Annotated in this window: 14 protein-coding genes; 7 read left to right on the top strand and 7 right to left on the bottom strand. The window is 47.2% G+C overall.

From position 1 onward, the window contains the following. Positions 1–299 precede the first annotated feature (299 nt). Both VGD82_RS04785 and VGD82_RS04790 read right to left on the bottom strand, forming a co-directional pair. Positions 300–998: an NrdJb gene (locus tag VGD82_RS04785; protein ID WP_331019317.1), complete on the bottom strand. Its 699-nt coding sequence runs from the start codon at positions 996–998 to the stop codon at positions 300–302. A gap of 228 nt (positions 999–1,226) precedes the next feature. Then, positions 1,227–3,392, bottom strand: a complete 2,166-nt coding sequence (locus VGD82_RS04790) for an adenosylcobalamin-dependent ribonucleoside-diphosphate reductase (protein WP_331019318.1) — start codon at positions 3,390–3,392, stop codon at positions 1,227–1,229. 377 nt (positions 3,393–3,769) lie between these two features. Between VGD82_RS04790 and waaA the strand changes: the two genes are divergently transcribed. The 3 genes from waaA to VGD82_RS04805 are packed head-to-tail and all read left to right on the top strand — an operon-like array spanning position 3,770 to position 5,748. Next, positions 3,770–5,032: a lipid IV(A) 3-deoxy-D-manno-octulosonic acid transferase gene (gene waaA, locus VGD82_RS04795; RefSeq protein WP_331019319.1), complete on the top strand. Its 1,263-nt coding sequence runs from the start codon at positions 3,770–3,772 to the stop codon at positions 5,030–5,032. Positions 5,033–5,053: 21 nt separating this feature from the next. Continuing rightward, a complete protein-coding gene (locus VGD82_RS04800; RefSeq protein ID WP_331019320.1) occupies positions 5,054–5,422 on the top strand; it encodes a MoaF-related domain-containing protein in 369 nt (122 codons plus the stop codon). A 38-nt stretch (positions 5,423–5,460) separates the two neighbouring features. Continuing rightward, positions 5,461–5,748 (top strand): hypothetical protein, encoded by a 288-nt coding sequence (locus tag VGD82_RS04805; RefSeq protein WP_331019321.1) that lies wholly within the window; start codon positions 5,461–5,463, stop codon positions 5,746–5,748. Between the two features lie 9 nt (positions 5,749–5,757). Here the strand turns inward: VGD82_RS04805 and VGD82_RS04810 are convergent, their stop codons facing one another. The 5 genes from VGD82_RS04810 to VGD82_RS04830 all read right to left on the bottom strand — a co-directional run bounded on the left by VGD82_RS04810 (position 5,758) and on the right by VGD82_RS04830 (position 11,587). Next, complete coding sequence (locus VGD82_RS04810; RefSeq protein WP_331019322.1) at positions 5,758–6,315, bottom strand: isochorismatase family protein; 558 nt, start codon at positions 6,313–6,315, stop codon at positions 5,758–5,760. 1 nt (position 6,316) lies between these two features. Then, positions 6,317–7,648 carry a TolC family outer membrane protein gene (locus VGD82_RS04815; protein WP_331019323.1) on the bottom strand — a complete coding sequence of 444 codons (1,332 nt, stop codon included), beginning with the start codon at positions 7,646–7,648 and terminating at the stop codon, positions 6,317–6,319. A 56-nt stretch (positions 7,649–7,704) separates the two neighbouring features. Beyond that, positions 7,705–8,394, bottom strand: coding sequence for a protein-L-isoaspartate O-methyltransferase (locus tag VGD82_RS04820; protein ID WP_331019324.1), 690 nt, complete (start codon positions 8,392–8,394; stop codon positions 7,705–7,707). Between the two features lie 110 nt (positions 8,395–8,504). Then, the gene (locus tag VGD82_RS04825) at positions 8,505–9,878 is read right to left on the bottom strand and encodes a sigma-54 dependent transcriptional regulator (protein WP_331019325.1); all 1,374 of its coding nucleotides are present in this window, start codon (positions 9,876–9,878) and stop codon (positions 8,505–8,507) included. 26 nt (positions 9,879–9,904) lie between these two features. Then, complete coding sequence (locus VGD82_RS04830) at positions 9,905–11,587, bottom strand: ATP-binding protein (protein WP_331019326.1); 1,683 nt, start codon at positions 11,585–11,587, stop codon at positions 9,905–9,907. Between the two features lie 221 nt (positions 11,588–11,808). On the opposite strand from VGD82_RS04830, the gene VGD82_RS04835 reads away from it, so the two are divergent. The 4 genes from VGD82_RS04835 (at position 11,809) to VGD82_RS04850 (ending at position 15,923) form a co-directional block, all read left to right on the top strand. Then, positions 11,809–12,819, top strand: a complete 1,011-nt coding sequence (locus VGD82_RS04835) for a hypothetical protein (RefSeq protein ID WP_331019327.1) — start codon at positions 11,809–11,811, stop codon at positions 12,817–12,819. Further along, entirely contained in the window at positions 12,819–13,298 is a 480-nt protein-coding gene (locus VGD82_RS04840) for a hypothetical protein (protein WP_331019328.1), read from the top strand. Before VGD82_RS04835 ends, VGD82_RS04840 begins: the two co-directional genes overlap by 1 nt. 481 nt (positions 13,299–13,779) lie before the next feature. Continuing rightward, positions 13,780–14,424, top strand: coding sequence for a thermostable hemolysin (locus VGD82_RS04845; RefSeq protein ID WP_331019329.1), 645 nt, complete (start codon positions 13,780–13,782; stop codon positions 14,422–14,424). A gap of 5 nt (positions 14,425–14,429) precedes the next feature. Continuing rightward, a complete protein-coding gene (locus VGD82_RS04850; protein ID WP_331019330.1) occupies positions 14,430–15,923 on the top strand; it encodes an AMP-binding protein in 1,494 nt (497 codons plus the stop codon). Positions 15,924–15,928: the final 5 nt, after the last annotated feature.

Consider the following 15,928-nt stretch of genomic DNA (forward strand, 5'->3'; position numbering starts at 1 on the left):
GCTGGCATTCCTTGTCTTTTCTTAGTTTTATTGTTTCTGCGTCTCTATATTGAAATATTAATATAGAGACAGAGCATAGATTAATTTAATTGTAATTGAAGAATTGCATTCATAGGAAGTTAACAACGAATGTCCGCTTTGGGCAGACAGGATCCCTTTCTCAATAGATATAAATAAAGCCTGAATTATCAGGCTTTATTACTAGTGCTTTATGCGGTTGGTACTAGCAACTTATGAGGTAGAACTAGTCGCTTATGGGGTGTCGCACAAAAAAAAGGAGCCAAAGCTCCTTTTTTAATTTAACCGCACTTACTCTCACCACAATTCAAGCAAGTTAAGCATCCATCCATAATAATGCTAGCTTTGGTATTACACTTCTTACAAAGCTGCGCACCTTTTGGGAAGCCTTCTTCGTTCACTTCTTCACCTGATTTAGCGTGCTTTTCCAAGTATTCTGCTTTTTTCTCTTCTACCAGTTTTTGTTGGTGTTCATCTAAACCTGGCTTTTTAAGCATGCCGATTTCTTGCAGGTGTTGTTCTACCACTTCACCGATTTCTGCCACTAGGCTAGGTACAAACTTGCCGCCTTTTTTGAAGTAGCCGCCGCTTGGTTCAAATACGCTTTTAAGCTCTTCTACCAAGAAAGTCACATCGCCGCCCTTACGGAACACGGCTGACATCACGCGTGTTAGTGCAACAATCCATTGAAAGTGCTCCATGTTTTTGGAATTGATAAACACTTCAAACGGGCGGCGGTGCTCTTGTAGCGTGCCTTCGTTCATCACGATATCGTTAATGGTGATGTAAAGCGCGTGTTCGGTTACTGGGGTTTTAATTTTGTAGGTGTTGCCCACCAATTTCTCTGGGCGGCCTAGTGGCTCGCCTAGTTGTACAACGTTAGTGCTAGCTTCTGCTACTTTGGCTTCGGCAGCTTTTGCTTTGTCTTCTTCTGACACTAGGTTGTAGCTAACAATTTTCTTTTCAATTTTAATCGCCATGTTTGGTCTCCTGTGGGGTCTTTTTGGCTTTCCCGTTCCGTAGTTGCTTGTTGTCTAGCTTTAAGTCAATGACGGCTTATTGCTATTTAAACTAATTCAATCAGTAAAACGTAGCGAGCGATGCGAGTGCTAGGCGGAAATCAGTTTTGAACCGGAGTGTACAAATAGTACATGAGGATTTAAAACTGATTTTTAACAACGCAATCGCGAGCGCAGCCGTTTTAATGATTAGAACTTTCCGTAGTAACCTTCTTTTAATGCATCGTACAAGTTAGCTGCGCTATGAATCTCACCATCATATTCAATCTCATCATTACCTTTGGCTTCAATCTCTGTGCCGTCTTCTAAGGTAAATTTGTAAGTGGTGCTTTCTAAGTCTTTTTCTGTCACCAATACGCCTTGGAACGCTTCAGGGTTGAATCTGAAGGTTGTGCAACCTTTTAGGCCTTTATCGTATGCGTATAGATAGATGTTTTTGAAGTCTTCAAAGTCATAATCTGTAGGCACGTTAATGGTTTTTGAAATTGAGCTATCAATCCATTTTTGTGATGCAGCTTGGATATCCACATGCGCTTTAGCCATGATGGTTGAAGAATCCAAGAAGTAATCCGGTAATTGCTCTTCTGGCTTGTCGCTAAATGGCATTGCATTTGGGTTGATCAACTCACGGTAAGCTAGCAACTCATAAGAGAACACGTCTACTTTCTCTTTTGATTTTTTACCTTCACGAATCACGTTACGTGCATAGTGGTGCGCGAATGATGGCTCGATACCGTTACTTGCGTTATTAGCCAATGACAATGAAATAGTGCCTGTAGGCGCGATTGAGCTATGGTGCGTGAAGCGTGCGCCTTTAGCTGCAATTTGGTTACGCAAGCCTTCTGGGAACTGCTGCATGTAGCGGCTGTATTTACCTAGCAATACTTTACCTGCGATTTTTTGGCCAACTTTAATACCGTCTGCCGCCATTTCTGGGCGTTTTGCCAGCATGTCTGCTGTTACTTCAAACTTCTCGTCCATGATCGGTGCTGCGCCTTTTTCTTCGGCCAATTGCACACCTACGCTCCAGCCTTCTTCAGCCATCACGCGTGTTACTTCTTCTGTGAACTTGATTGAATCTTCTTCACCGTATTTCATTTTCATCATGGTGAGGCTAGAACCTAAACCTAGGTAGCCCATGCCGTGACGGCGTTTGCGCATGATTTCATCGCGCTGTTGTTGTAATGGCAAGCCATTGATTTCAACCACGTTATCTAGCATACGCGTGAAAATCGCTACTACTTCGCGGTATTCTTTCCAGTCGAAGTAGGCTTCATCGGTGAATGGCTTTTTCACAAAACGGGTGAGGTTTACTGAACCTAGCAAGCATGCGCCATAAGGTGGCAATGGTTGCTCGCCGCATGGGTTGGTTGCGCGGATGTTTTCGCAGAACCAGTTGTTGTTCATTTCATTCACGCGGTCGATCAAAATGAAGCCTGGCTCAGCAAAGTCGTAGGTTGAGGACATAATCACATCCCACAAACGGCGTGCTTTGATGGTTTTGTACACGCGGCATGCTACTTTACCTGCATCTACACCCTCAGTTTTAGTCAGGTATTTACCCTTGATTGGCCACTCGCGCCATACTACTTGGCTTTCGTCGTTTACATTCAAGCCATCGATAATGGATTCTTTTTCAGTCACAGGGAATGCTAGTTTCCATTCAGCATCCGCTTTTACTGCTTCCATGAACTCTTTAGTGATTAAGCATGACAAGTTGAATTGGCGTAAACGGCCATTTTCACGTTTTGCTTTGATGAAGTCTGTCACATCTGGGTGTGAGATATCAAAGGTTGCCATTTGCGCACCACGACGGCCACCCGCAGAAGATACGGTGAAGCACATTTTGTCGTAGATATCCATGAAAGATAATGGACCGCTGGTGTAAGCGCCGGCACCCGCTACAAACGCACCTTTTGGACGCAAGGTAGAGAACTCGTAACCAATACCGCAACCTGCTTTTAGGGTTAAGCCTGCTTCGTGTACTTTGCCTAAAATATCATCCATGCTGTCTGAGATTACGCCAGAAACAGTACAGTTGATGGTAGAGGTCGCTGGTTTATGCTCCAACGCACCTGCGTTTGAAGTAATACGGCCAGCAGGGATAGCACCACGGCGCAATGCCCATAAGAATTTTTCATGCCATTCAGCACGTTTTTCTTCGGTGGTTTCTACATCGGCTAAAGCACGTGCTACGCGCAGATAGGAGGCATCCATGTCTGCATCAACATTTTCGCCCTGCTTAGATTTCAAACGATATTTTTTATCCCAAATATCAAGTGAAACAGGCTGAACCGGAATTTCTTTTTCAACATCTGTACTTGAATTCTTAGCAGCATCTACGGCTTTTAGCATTATTTAACCCTCTTTATTGTTAGACTTAAATCAGCGATAAAACAATGAGATAAGTCTGTATTATTTAACGGCAATGTAGTTGGAGGTGGTAAGCACACACTAACTTTTTAACACCACCACAACTAAGCATTAACCACTATATATTGTGTTTTTTTAGTAATTTAATCATTCTGTAGTGGTAGGTCAAGCTGTTTTTCTATAAATATTTTTATCTAAAACTGCAAATTTCTCTTGCCAAATTTCAAGGCCGCACCGGCGCTGGCTTAGGGCAAATTAGCAAATTAAATCTGCTGCGATGCACTTAAAAAACTATATGAAAAAATTTATGCGAAAATACAACAACTCTATATTGCACCTGCCCAATACCAATAAACAAAATGACGCGCAACCTCTACACATGCTTACTCTATTTATTGCTGCCATTCACGCCACTTAAGCTACTTTGGCGCGGCAGAAAGCAGCCAGAGTACTTACAGCACTGGCGTGAGCGCTATGGCTTTTATCAGGCACCAGTACAAAAGCCTGTGATTTGGCTGCATTGCGTTTCGGTTGGTGAAACACGTGCCGCAGAGCCGCTGATTAAAGCCTTATTGAACCAATACCCAACACACCAGTTATTGCTGACACACACTACACCCACTGGCCGCGCCACTAGCGAGCAGCTGTTTGGAAATAGCGTTACGCGGGTTTATTTACCCTACGATGTACCATTTGCAGTTGCCCGCTTTTTACAGCACTTTAAACCGGTGGTAGGCGCACTGATGGAAACCGAGCTATGGTTTAACCTGATTGTGGGCTGCAAGCAACGCAATATCCCTGTGATGTTAGTAAATGCCAGACTCTCAGAAAAGTCTGCCACGGGTTATGCCAAACTAGGCCAGCTCTTAACGCAAGGTTTGCAAAACTTAAGCGCGATTGCTGCGCAAACCGAAGCCGATGCCAGCCGCCTGCAAGATTTAGGCGCCGCAGAGGTAAGCATTACCGGCAATATCAAATTTGACGTTGCCCCACATGCAACCGCACATAGCTTAGGGGAGCAGTTACGCCAACAATTAGGCACAGCACGCCCGGTGTTTTTAGCCGCGAGCACGCGCGATGGTGAAGAAAGCTTGATTATTGATGCGGTGAACCAAGCCAATATCCCCAACTTACTCACGATTATTGTGCCTAGGCACCCGCAGCGCTTTGATGCAGTGGCCGAGCTGCTGAAAAAAGCCAACCAACCCTTCATGCGCCGTTCCACACTTAACGATGCGGCGGTACCAGACGACACACGTTACTTATTAGGTGATTCGATGGGGGAAATGTTCACTTATTATGCCAGCTGCGATATTGCCTTTATCGGCGGCAGCTTGCTGCCACTGGGCGGGCAAAACCTGATTGAAGCCTGTAGCATGGGCAAACCCGTATTGGTAGGCCCACATACCTTTAACTTTGAAGAAGCCTCCAAAATGGCCATAGCGGCTGGCGCGGCTAACCGGGTGCAGAATGTAGAAGAACTAAGCCAAAAACTACAGCAATTATTTGCGCACGAGCAACAAAGACAGGCCATGTGCGATGCCAGCATTCAATTTAGCGCACAAAACCGCGGCGCCACACAAAAAACCTTAGACATAGTGCAGGCTTATATTACAAAGTAAACCTAAATTAGGAAAATATATATGAAACGGATGCAGTTGTTGTTTGCATGCTTATTGTTATCAGCCTTTACCTCTATGGCTCACGCTGCTGATGCATATATGGGGCAGTTTCTTTATAAGTATGAGGGAGGCAATGTTTACCGTGTTACGGTTAATGATGCTAAATCAATGTCATGGGCGTGCATAGAAGGCTCAGAAAAAGGCGCTAGTGGATTAGAAAAGCCAGAGCGTTTTAAGGTGGCTGACAAAATTTACTTTGCTACATGGGTAGAAAAAACCGGTATCACCGTTTCTCAAGTAATTAACTTGAAAACGATGAGGGTTTACTCAACCATCATCGACGGAATAGAGCGCTATGTACTTTCGGGTATGGTCGTGCGTGAAAAATAACCTTGCGTTCTAACCCATCGTTCAGACGTTAGACTTAAATGAGTAATTTATTGAAATGCCCTAAGCGCGAAACTCCGCTGGAGTTTACGAAAAATAAAGAAATTAGTGCCATCGATATAGCGGGCACTTTAGTCGTTGGCTCTCTTGTTTTTGGTTTTCTTAGTTTGTTTTTATTCTCAAGCCATGTTTTACGTGGTTTAGTATTGCTTGGTGGATTTGTTGCTTTTGGTCTTTATTACATGGTGGGCTACTCTAAGAAAGAGCAGTTAAAATGTAGCCAGTGTGGCTTTAAACATACAAGCGAGACACCTAACGGCGCCCCTTAAATTCAAGCGTTAGCGAATCAGCTTGCTAATCGCCTTAAATGCATCGCCCTGCGCCACCCCTAGCCACTCAAACACTAGCGATTCGGTATTGGTGATAATGCAGCCGGCGCTGCGCATACGCGCAATGGCATTTGCTTTATTTGCAGGGTTGCGCGAGATGATGGCATCTTCCACCACAAACACCTGCTTACCAATGGCGATTAAATCCAGCGCGGTTTGCAGTACGCAAATATGCGCTTCCATCCCCGCCAGCGCCACTTGTGCATGATCACGCGTTAATTGGCGGCTAAATTTAGGTTCAGCCAAGCAAGAGAAGCTTACTTTTTCTACTGCGTGGGTATGCGGGCTCACCGCGGATAGTTCAGGCACGGTATGGCCCAAGCCTTGAGGGTATTGTTCAGTAATAATCGCGGCTACATTGAGCATATTGGCAGCTTGCAGCAATATGCCGCAATTTTTAAGCACAGCCTGCATGTCGTTTGCTGCCATCACTACGGCTAACTTGGTTTGTACGTCCACCACTACCAGCTGGCTTAGCGCGACATTCGCTTTATTGTGAACATCCATATTATTGTACTCCCGCAACCACCAGTTGCTGGTTAATATCAGCTAAGTCTACCTCGGCCACTACGCCAGAAATTGCTTTCAGGCGGATGATATTCACCAGATAGCTATAACGTGCCTGCAATAAATCACGCTTAGCGCTAAACAGCTGTTGCTGCGCATTCAGTACGTCCACACTGGTGCGCACACCTACCTCATAACCTAGCTTGGTAGAGTCTACCTGGCTTTGGCTAGACACCAGCGCCTGCTCGTAGGCCTTTACCTGCGCAATACTGGAGCTTAAATTAAGGTAAGCGCGCTGTGTTTCAAGCTCTGCGCTACGACGTGCGATTTGCACATCGTCTTGCGCTTTTTGCTGGTTGAGCACGGCTTGGCGCACGCGTGAACTGACTGCACCGCCCTGATACAATGGGATTTGCAATTGCAAACCGATGACCGCGGTTTTAAGCTCACTGCCAATGCCGTTTGCACTGCCATTGCTGTAATTGTCGTTATAATTCGCCACGGCATCCAATGTAGGTAGATGCCCTGCATTTAAACGCTCTACTTCTTGCGCAGAAAGCGCCAATGCATCCTGCTGAATCTGCAGATTTAAGTTGTTTTGACTGGCAACTTCTAGCCACTTATCCACACCCTGCGTCAGGCTGGTGGCCGCCATGTCTGGTTTAACGCTAGCCAAGCGCTGTGGCGATTGGCCGGTAATGGCTTGCACCGCGCGCTGTGCAATCTGATGCTCGTTCACCGCTGCAATTTCCTGTGCAAACACCAGGTCATAGCGCGCTTGCGCCTCGTTCACATCGGTAATTGTGGCAGTCCCCACCTCAAAATTAGCCTTGGCTTGCTCCAGCTGGCTGAGGATGGTGGCTTTTTGCGCAATGATTAAGTCTATTTTGTCTTGCGCCAGCAGTACATCAAAGTAAGCCTGCGTCACGCGTAAAATCAAATCTTGCTTACTAAGGTTCAACTGCTTATCTGCCTGACTAACCTTTACTTTGCTTTGGTCAATCTGCACCAGGCTATCTTTACGATAAATGGGCTGGCGCGCCTCTACGCCATAGCTATAGCCTTCGTAGCTGGTACGCCCTTGCACTCTAAATGGACTGGCACCGGATAGATACTTAAGGTCAGACTGCGTGGCGGTAGCTGCTGCGTTTAAATTAACCGTGGGGCGATACAAAGCCTTGGCTTGCTCTATGGTTTCTTGTGCTGCCTGATTGGCACTCAAGGCTGAGGCCAGCGTGGGGTCATTAGCCAGCGCTTGCTGATAAACCTCTATCAGTGAATAAGCTTTGTCATCAGCATGGGCGCAAGACACCAATACTGACCACAACACCATGCATTTAATCAAGACTCTAAGCATATTCAACGTAGGCGTTAATCAATGACTTGTAATTAAAAAGCAAACTTAGTGGCCTGTGGCGCGTTTTCCAGCACTGGCAAGCAGGTTTCAAAAATCGTTTCATGGCGGAATGAAGCCTCGCTCACACGTTCAGTTACCGTGGCTTCCATAATCGGCGTATTGCCTACTACTGCAAACAGACGGCCACCAACGTTTAGCATTTTTTCTGCAGCTATCGGGCGTAGTGGCAATGAGCCAGCAAACACGATGACATCATACGGTGCAGCAGCTGCAAATCCATTTACGCCATCGCCTACGTATAGCGTAGCGTTATGAATACCCTGCGCTTGCAAACGATATTGCGCGGTATTAGATAGCTCTGGATAAATTTCAACAGCGTGTACATGCTGTGCCAAAGTAGCCAGTAACGCAGCCAAATAACCACTGCCGGTGCCAACTAGCAATACTTTATCGGTCTTTTTAATATTCAGCGCTTGCAGAATACGGCCTTCCAGCTTAGGTGACAGCATGGTTTGGCCTTCACCGATAGGTAGTTCTACATCCGCAAAAGCTAAACCCACTTGAGACTCTGCAACAAACTTTTCACGCGGCACGGCATCCAGCACGGATAGCACTACCGGGTCTAATACTTCCCAAGTGCGAATTTGCTGCTCAATCATGTTAAACCTAGCTTCACCGATATTAAATTGAGCACTTTCTACTGTTTTTGCTGTTTGTGTCATGTTGATTACTCTAATGGGTTTTATTTAATGTTAATTATAACGCAAGTGCTTATTGGCTAAGGTACTTTTACGCTAATCCATACTGTGTACAAGCCTGGCAAACTAGCGTGCTAGCTAATGCCGTATTGGCTGAGCTTATACCATAAGGAACGCTCGCTAATTTCCAGCACTTTTGCTGCCTTGCTTTTGTTGCCATTGGTCTGCGCCAGCGCTTGGGCAATCAGCTGACGCTCTAACTGTTCCACTGCGTTGGGTAAACAAAGCGGGTTGTGCGGCGCTTCGGCAATCGCTGCATCATGGCCTAACGCAGTGGCAGCAATGAACTCACTAGTGCTATTGAGCATTTCAGCAGGCAGATGCTGCGGCTGTATCAGCTGATTACCGCTAATAATTGCCGCGCGCTCTAATACATTTTCCAACTCGCGCACATTACCCGGCCAATCATATTGCATTAGCACCTGCACCGCTTGTGCCGAAATTTCTACGCGACGCTTAGCCAGAAAGTGGGTGGCCAACAGCTCGATATCCGACTTACGCGCTTTAAGCGCTGGCAAGTCTATACGGAACACATTTAAGCGGTAATATAAGTCTTCGCGCAGCTTGCCGTCTTTAATCGCATCACGCGGGTTGCGATTAGTCGCCGCCACCACGCGAATATCCACAGCAATCGGGCGATTGCCGCCTAGGCGCTCAATTACGTTTTCCTGCAGTGCACGCAACAGCTTAGCTTGCAATTGCATCGGCATTTCAGTCACTTCGTCCAAAAACAAAGTGCCGCCATCGGCTAATTCAAACTTGCCAATGCGTTCTTTCACCGCACCGGTAAATGCGCCCTTTTCGTGCCCAAACAGCTCAGACTCCAACATTTCATGCGGAATCGCCGCGCAGTTCACGGCAACAAATAATGCATTGCTACGTGGTGAAGCAGCATGAATGGCACGCGCCACCAACTCTTTGCCGGTGCCGGTTTCACCCGCTACCAGCACTGTTGCTTTTTCGGGTGATACCTGACGGATAGATTCAGCCAAGTGCTGCATCGCAGGGCTATTGCCAATCAAACCGGTACCAACTGCTTTATCTTCACGCAGGAATCTATTTTCAACCACTAAACGTGAAAAAGACAGGGCGCGCTTAATTGCCAACTCCAACTCGGTTAAATCAAACGGGCGCAGAATGTAATCGGACGCGCCATTTTTCATGGCCTCAATCGCTGAGTTAATTTCGCCTTGTGCCGTCACAATAATCACAGGTAATTCGGCATCGGTTTTACGCACCTCTTTCAGGAGCTGCAGGCCATCCATGCGCGGCATATGTAAATCGGTGACTACGCAGTCCACCTTTTGTGCATTAATCACATCCAACGCTTCACGCCCATCTTTGGCAGTGAGTGGCTGATAGCCAGCCTGACGCAGACTAATCTCCAGCAGGCGCAGCATGCTGGGCTCATCATCTACGGCTAATATATATTTGGTACTGTCTGACATAATCTCACTTTGCCATTTCACTTTTCTTATGATGCCGCATCTTGCAACAGCTGTCGTTTTGGTAGTTCAATTCTAAAATCTGCACCGCTACTGCCCAATGTACTTTTGTCAACGGCCAGCGTTCCAAAGTGAGCGGTTACTATCTGCTTGGACACTGCCAGTCCTAAACCGATACCACCCGGACGCTGCGTAAAGAATGGGTCAAATATCTGCTCTTTTTGCGCTTCGGTCACACCCGCCCCATTGTCGGCCACGCTAATAATGACATGGTCTGCTGCATCGATAATAGACGCCACCACCTTGCCCCCAGCCGGCAGCACTTGAATCGCATTCAAGAGCAAATTCAGCAGCACTTGTGTCATTTGCTCGGCATCGCACTCTACCAGCACCCGGCTTACAGCGCCGGCTACAGAGGGCTGAGGCAGCACCACGGCCAGATTAACATCCTTTTTATTGGCCTGCATACGCAGCATCGCCACCGCATGCTCTACCATCGGCACTAAATCATGCAGCGCAAATTCAGGCGGACGTGGACGCGCAGAATCCACTAACGTAGACACCAATTTATTTAAACGTTCAGTTTCCATATTGATAAACGCCACCACCTCTTGCCCTTCCGGGCTCAGTTTCTTTTCACGTGCCAGCACTTGGGCAGATGAGCGTAATATCCCCAGCGGCGTTCTAATCTCGTGGCTCATCGCCGCCGCCATTTCACCTGCCACTGCCAGCTTGGCGGCGCGGGTCAGGTTTTCTTTAGATAGGGTTAAATCATCCATCATTTTGCTAAACGCGTTGGACAATGCCCGCACCTCTGTCGGCCCGTCCACCTTGGGCGGCGCCCCATTGGTGGCGCGCATAAAGTGATTGGCATAATCCGTCAGCCTAGCCAGCGGCCGGGTAATACGTGCCGACAATGGCGCGGCAAACGTAGCAGCGAGTAAACCGGTAATAATCAACAGCAGAATAAACATATAACCCATACGATGCACTGGTGCCATCACCACTGAGCGATACTGTGCAATTGACACAATCCAGTTAAATATTGGCGGCTCGGCAGCAGGCTGCAATACCGAATCGACAGAAATATCATGAGCCGCCACGATTTTCTTCCAGTGCTGCGTTTCTGCCAGCACGCGCGTTGCCGGATGCGGGTCATCCAGATTGATCAAGGCAGCGGCACTGCCCTGATTAGCGGTGCTTTCCAAGATTCTGGTGACTGCGCTCCAATCAAAAACCACCCATAAAGTACCCACTTTATGTTGATTGGCATCCAGAATATCACTGGCCATGCGCAACTTGTGCTGCTGTAGCTGAGACAAGCGCACAATACGATTGGCAAACGAAATTTGTAGCCATAACGGCACACTGGCATTGGGCTTGCCAATATCGGCGGGCTGGCTGGAAGCCACGATCACATTGTGATTATTCACAACATAAATCGACTGATAAACCCCGTGATAGCTTACTTTAAGCTCATTGAGAAAGTTAGATAAGCGCTTGTCAAAGTCGCCAATCACCACTTCATCCATAATTTCCAGGCGGCTCCAGGAAGCAAGATTCTGCAACCGCTCAAACATCATGTTATCCACTTGGCGTGAGGCTGCATTAGCGCGTGTTTGCATATCGCGCGCTATTTCTTCCCTGAGCACGGTACGCGCCTCGTAAAAGGTAAGCACTGTCACTATCAGCATAGGCAGCAGTGCCGTCATTAAGAAACCCAATAAGAGCAATTTCTTAACTGACATTGATTTTACGGTGGATAGATTCAAAGTATTTCGCCTGTGCTTAAGCACCTATGATTAACGCAGCATAGATGAGCAGTATTACTCAGCTATTGACCTGCCGCAACGCTTTGCAATGGATATCGAATATAATCCGCGTATGCATTTAATTTCAAAAATTATCGCTGATTTTAAAGCCTGGAGCATCCATGCCTCTAATCAATAAATTCCGTATCAGCAGTGTAGCCGTGCTACTGCTGCTGTGCAAGGTTGCCTATGCAGAGCAGCCACCCACATCACAAAAAGGTGTGATGGATGGCTTTAGACTGGGCGGCTACAGCAGTGCAGGCATTACGGTGCCGCGTGAATCAGAAGCGAGCGCCGCCATTAACGAAATCAGCCTGATTTTGACTTGGGAAAACGAAAGCCGCTTTAAGTTTTTTGGTGAACTAGAGTTAGAAAAGCCGCTTACTTGGGATGATGATAACAAGTTCCACAGCAAACAAAGCAATATTGATTTAGAGCGCTTTTATCTGGATTACAACTTGTCAGACAACATCAACCTGCGTGGCGGGCGCTTCCTCACCCCTACCGGCCGCTGGAACCAGCTTCACGCCTCGCCGCTGGTATGGACAAGCTCACGTCCCATTGCAACCAGCAGGCTGTTTCCAACGGCAATTAATGGCGTCATGACCTTTGGCGCTATTTCGCTGGATAAAAGCGCGCTCGAATACTCCGTATTTATAGAAACACTCAAAGACCAAGATATCAGTCAGGACGAGCTAAAGTTCAAAAACACCAAGGGTGCACGTATTGCATTTGGTCAGCAGGCCAATATCGGTGTGAACTTAATGTCGTTTGAAGAAAAAAACACCACTAGCACTCGTTATCATATGCTGGGGCTAGACTTCCTTACGCACTACCGCGACATTGAAATATTAGGTGAGGCGTTCCAACGCTGGGATGCACATAACAACAGCAGTGGCTATGGCGCCTACCTGCAAACGGCAATCCCCCTGCCCATCGGCACCAACTGGTATGGCATTACACGTGTTGAAACCTATCAGCGCCCTGACGAAGGTCATCAGCAACGCTGGCTGTTAGGCGCCACTTGGCGCGTTAAGCCTACCCAGTTACTTAAACTGGAATTTACCGGCGGCAGTGGCGACCAGCCTGAGTCAGCTCGTGGCTTTTTGGCTTCATTTGCGGTGCTGTTCTAATGCGCTTACTGATTGCAATCTTGCTAGTAGCCAGCAGCCTATGCCTGCCTACGCCTAGCTATGCCGCAGATAAAACCGTGATTGCGGTAATTGTAGCGAACGACAATCCCATCAAAAGTATTGGCGTGGGCGAGCTCAAACTCATTTATTGGCGCAAAAAAACTTACTGGTCACATGGCCAGCGCATTCACCCCATTAACCTGCCGCCAGACAACCCGCTTAGGCTGCACTTCTCTAACAGCATCTTAGGCAGCTTACCAAATACACAAAGTGATTACTGGAACGGCTTATATTTCCACGGCGTATCACCGCCGCATGTACTATATTCGGACGAAGCCGCCATCCGCTACGTGCAAGAAACCGCGGGTAGCATTGCCTATGTGGATGCCTGCAAACTGGATAGCCGTGTTAAACCAGTGCTATGGATATTACCTAATGGTGACACCAGTGCCGACCCTGCCACGCTGAAATGCAATTAAAACGTCATCTGTTTTCTCTATCAACACCCATAGACTTTCAAACACCTCCAGCACGCACTGAGTTCCTGCCAAAAAATAAACTCAGCGCCGGCACCAAAGCTATAAACCCAATGTCAAAAATGCTCTAAGGCACCAGCTCGGCGTGAGCAGTAACTAGCTGTTATTTCAGAGATTATTAATTTATAGCACCGTGCTGAATTGACTATCTTCATTAAGTGCAATATTTGCATGATGTAAATTTATCAGCCTTTACCTACATACCATTTTTGCATGCACTTTGTTTGTGCAGGCAACGCGACAGATGGTATGAATATATGATTGAAAGGGTTAAATGCCAATCCATTAGAATATATATCATGTTGATTTATATATACATTTAATTACTTAATAAGATGATTGATGTAGATATACCTCACAAACTGAGGCATGGGCACGTTACTTGCGTTAGGTTATATATGATTAATTGAAGGTGAATGACAATATGCTGAGCCTAAGTTTTAATGCAAGTCCATTATTTTTTAATGCAGAAGCTGCGTATAAAACCCGCCCCTTTGCCGCAGCCAAACGCCACCTTGCTAGCGATATCCAAGCTGCCAGCGTTGAGCTAGGCGCGCCTGATCGCCGCGAGGTTGAACAATTTATTCATGATGTATTCGCACACACCTATGGCGCCGACATACAGCACTTTATGCCACAGCTCATCAGCCTACGCGGCGAGAATAACCAGCTAGTCGCGGCATTTGGCATGCGCAAGGCAGATGTAGAGCCCTTGTTCCTAGAGCGCTATTTGGATGCACCGATTGAAACCGTAATGTCTAACCACTTTAACCGTGCAATTACACGCCAGCAAATTACTGAAATTGGTAATTTAGCGGTATCTAACCCACGTAATGCCGGTGTTCTCATCGCACATGTTATTCAATACAGCTTGGATAATAACGTGGAGTGGTGCGTAGCCACTGCCCATCACCGCCTGCAAAATGGCCTGATTAAAGGTGGACGCGATGTTTATGCGCTACAAAGTGCGGACAAATCACGTCTCACAGCTACAGAACAAAGTGCATGGGGGCGCTATTACGACAACTCACCACAAGTAGTGGCGGTAAGAGGTATAGCTCAGCTATAAACGCTATGCAGCAAAATATCGTTATCAGTGCTATCGCAAAACATGCAGTCCAGCATGGCAATAAAATTGCGTTGCGTGGCATTGATAGCCAGCTCACCTATGCTGAACTGCAGGCCGCGATTACAGCACAGCAACACATGTGGCAATGCCTAAGTGAGCAGCCAACCATTGCCTTAGCGATAGACAACCATCCGGCTTGGGTGGTGTTAGATTTAGCCGCGTTAGCGAGCCACATCCCCCTTATTCCACTACCGTTGTTTTTTTCAAACACACAATGGTTGCATGCTATTGCAGATGCAGGTGCGGATATCGTGATCACCGACCATCCAGAACTGTTTGAGCCCTTATTAGCAAACAACATTGCCAGCCACACACAGTGGACAGTGGCAGGAAAGACGCTCACCCAATTTGTATTAAAGTTGCCAGCAAAAACGGTGTTACCTGCTCACACTGCCAAAATCACCTACACCTCTGGCTCAACCGGCACACCGAAAGGCGTGTGCCTCAGTGCAGACAACATGCTTAGTGTGGCAAGCTCTATTGCCGTTGCTACCAAATTAACGTCAGACGATATTCATTTAAACGTACTGCCACTCGCTACCTTATTAGAAAATGTAGCTGGCGTTTACGCACCATTGCTTGCCGGTGCCTGCTGTGTATTACTGCCGGGTAGCGACATCGGCCTAACGCGCGCCACCGGGCTAGATATTCAAAAACTACTCAATACATTTATAAAAACGCAGGCCTCTACAGCGATTTTTACCCCAGAGCTACTCAATGCCATGCTGCAGCAAATAGAAGCAGGCGCCAAGTTACCCAGCAGCCTACGCTTTTTGGCCGTGGGCGGCGCATCCGTGTCGCCGGCGCTACTTAAACGCGCACAGCAAGCATCGATACCGGTTTACGAAGGCTACGGCCTCTCTGAGTGCGCATCAGTGGTAGCGCTCAATACCCCTGCGTTTAATAAAATTGGTACGGTGGGTAAGGTGTTGCCACATCTAAGCGTAAGCTTTACAGACGAGCATGAAGTTGTGGTGAGCGGCAATGCTTACTTAGGCTACGTAGGGCAAACCGCCACCCATGCGCCGCAGATTTACACCGGAGATATTGGCTACCTTGATGCAGATGGCTATTTGGTAATTTCTGGCCGTAAGAAGAATATTTTTATTACTTCATTCGGGCGCAATGTGTCGCCAGAGTGGGTGGAGCGTGAGCTGACCATTTCGCCCGGCATCGCGCAGGCGGCCTTGTTTGGCGAGGCAAAGCCTTGGAACACCGCAATTATCGTACCCGGAAAAAACAGCACCACAGAGCAGATTAAAGCCACGATACAAAGCATCAATCATGGCTTGCCAGACTACGCCAGAATCACGCAATGGCTGCCAGCCGATGAGCCATTTACGCTAAGCAACCAACAGCTTACGGCTAACGGCAGAAACCGTAGAGACGTGATTTGGCAACATTACCAGCAAAAAATTAATGCGCTTTACGAAAGATAATGCAT

Source organism: Methylotenera sp., from assembly GCF_036401095.1.
Lineage (GTDB): Bacteria > Pseudomonadota > Gammaproteobacteria > Burkholderiales > Methylophilaceae > Methylotenera.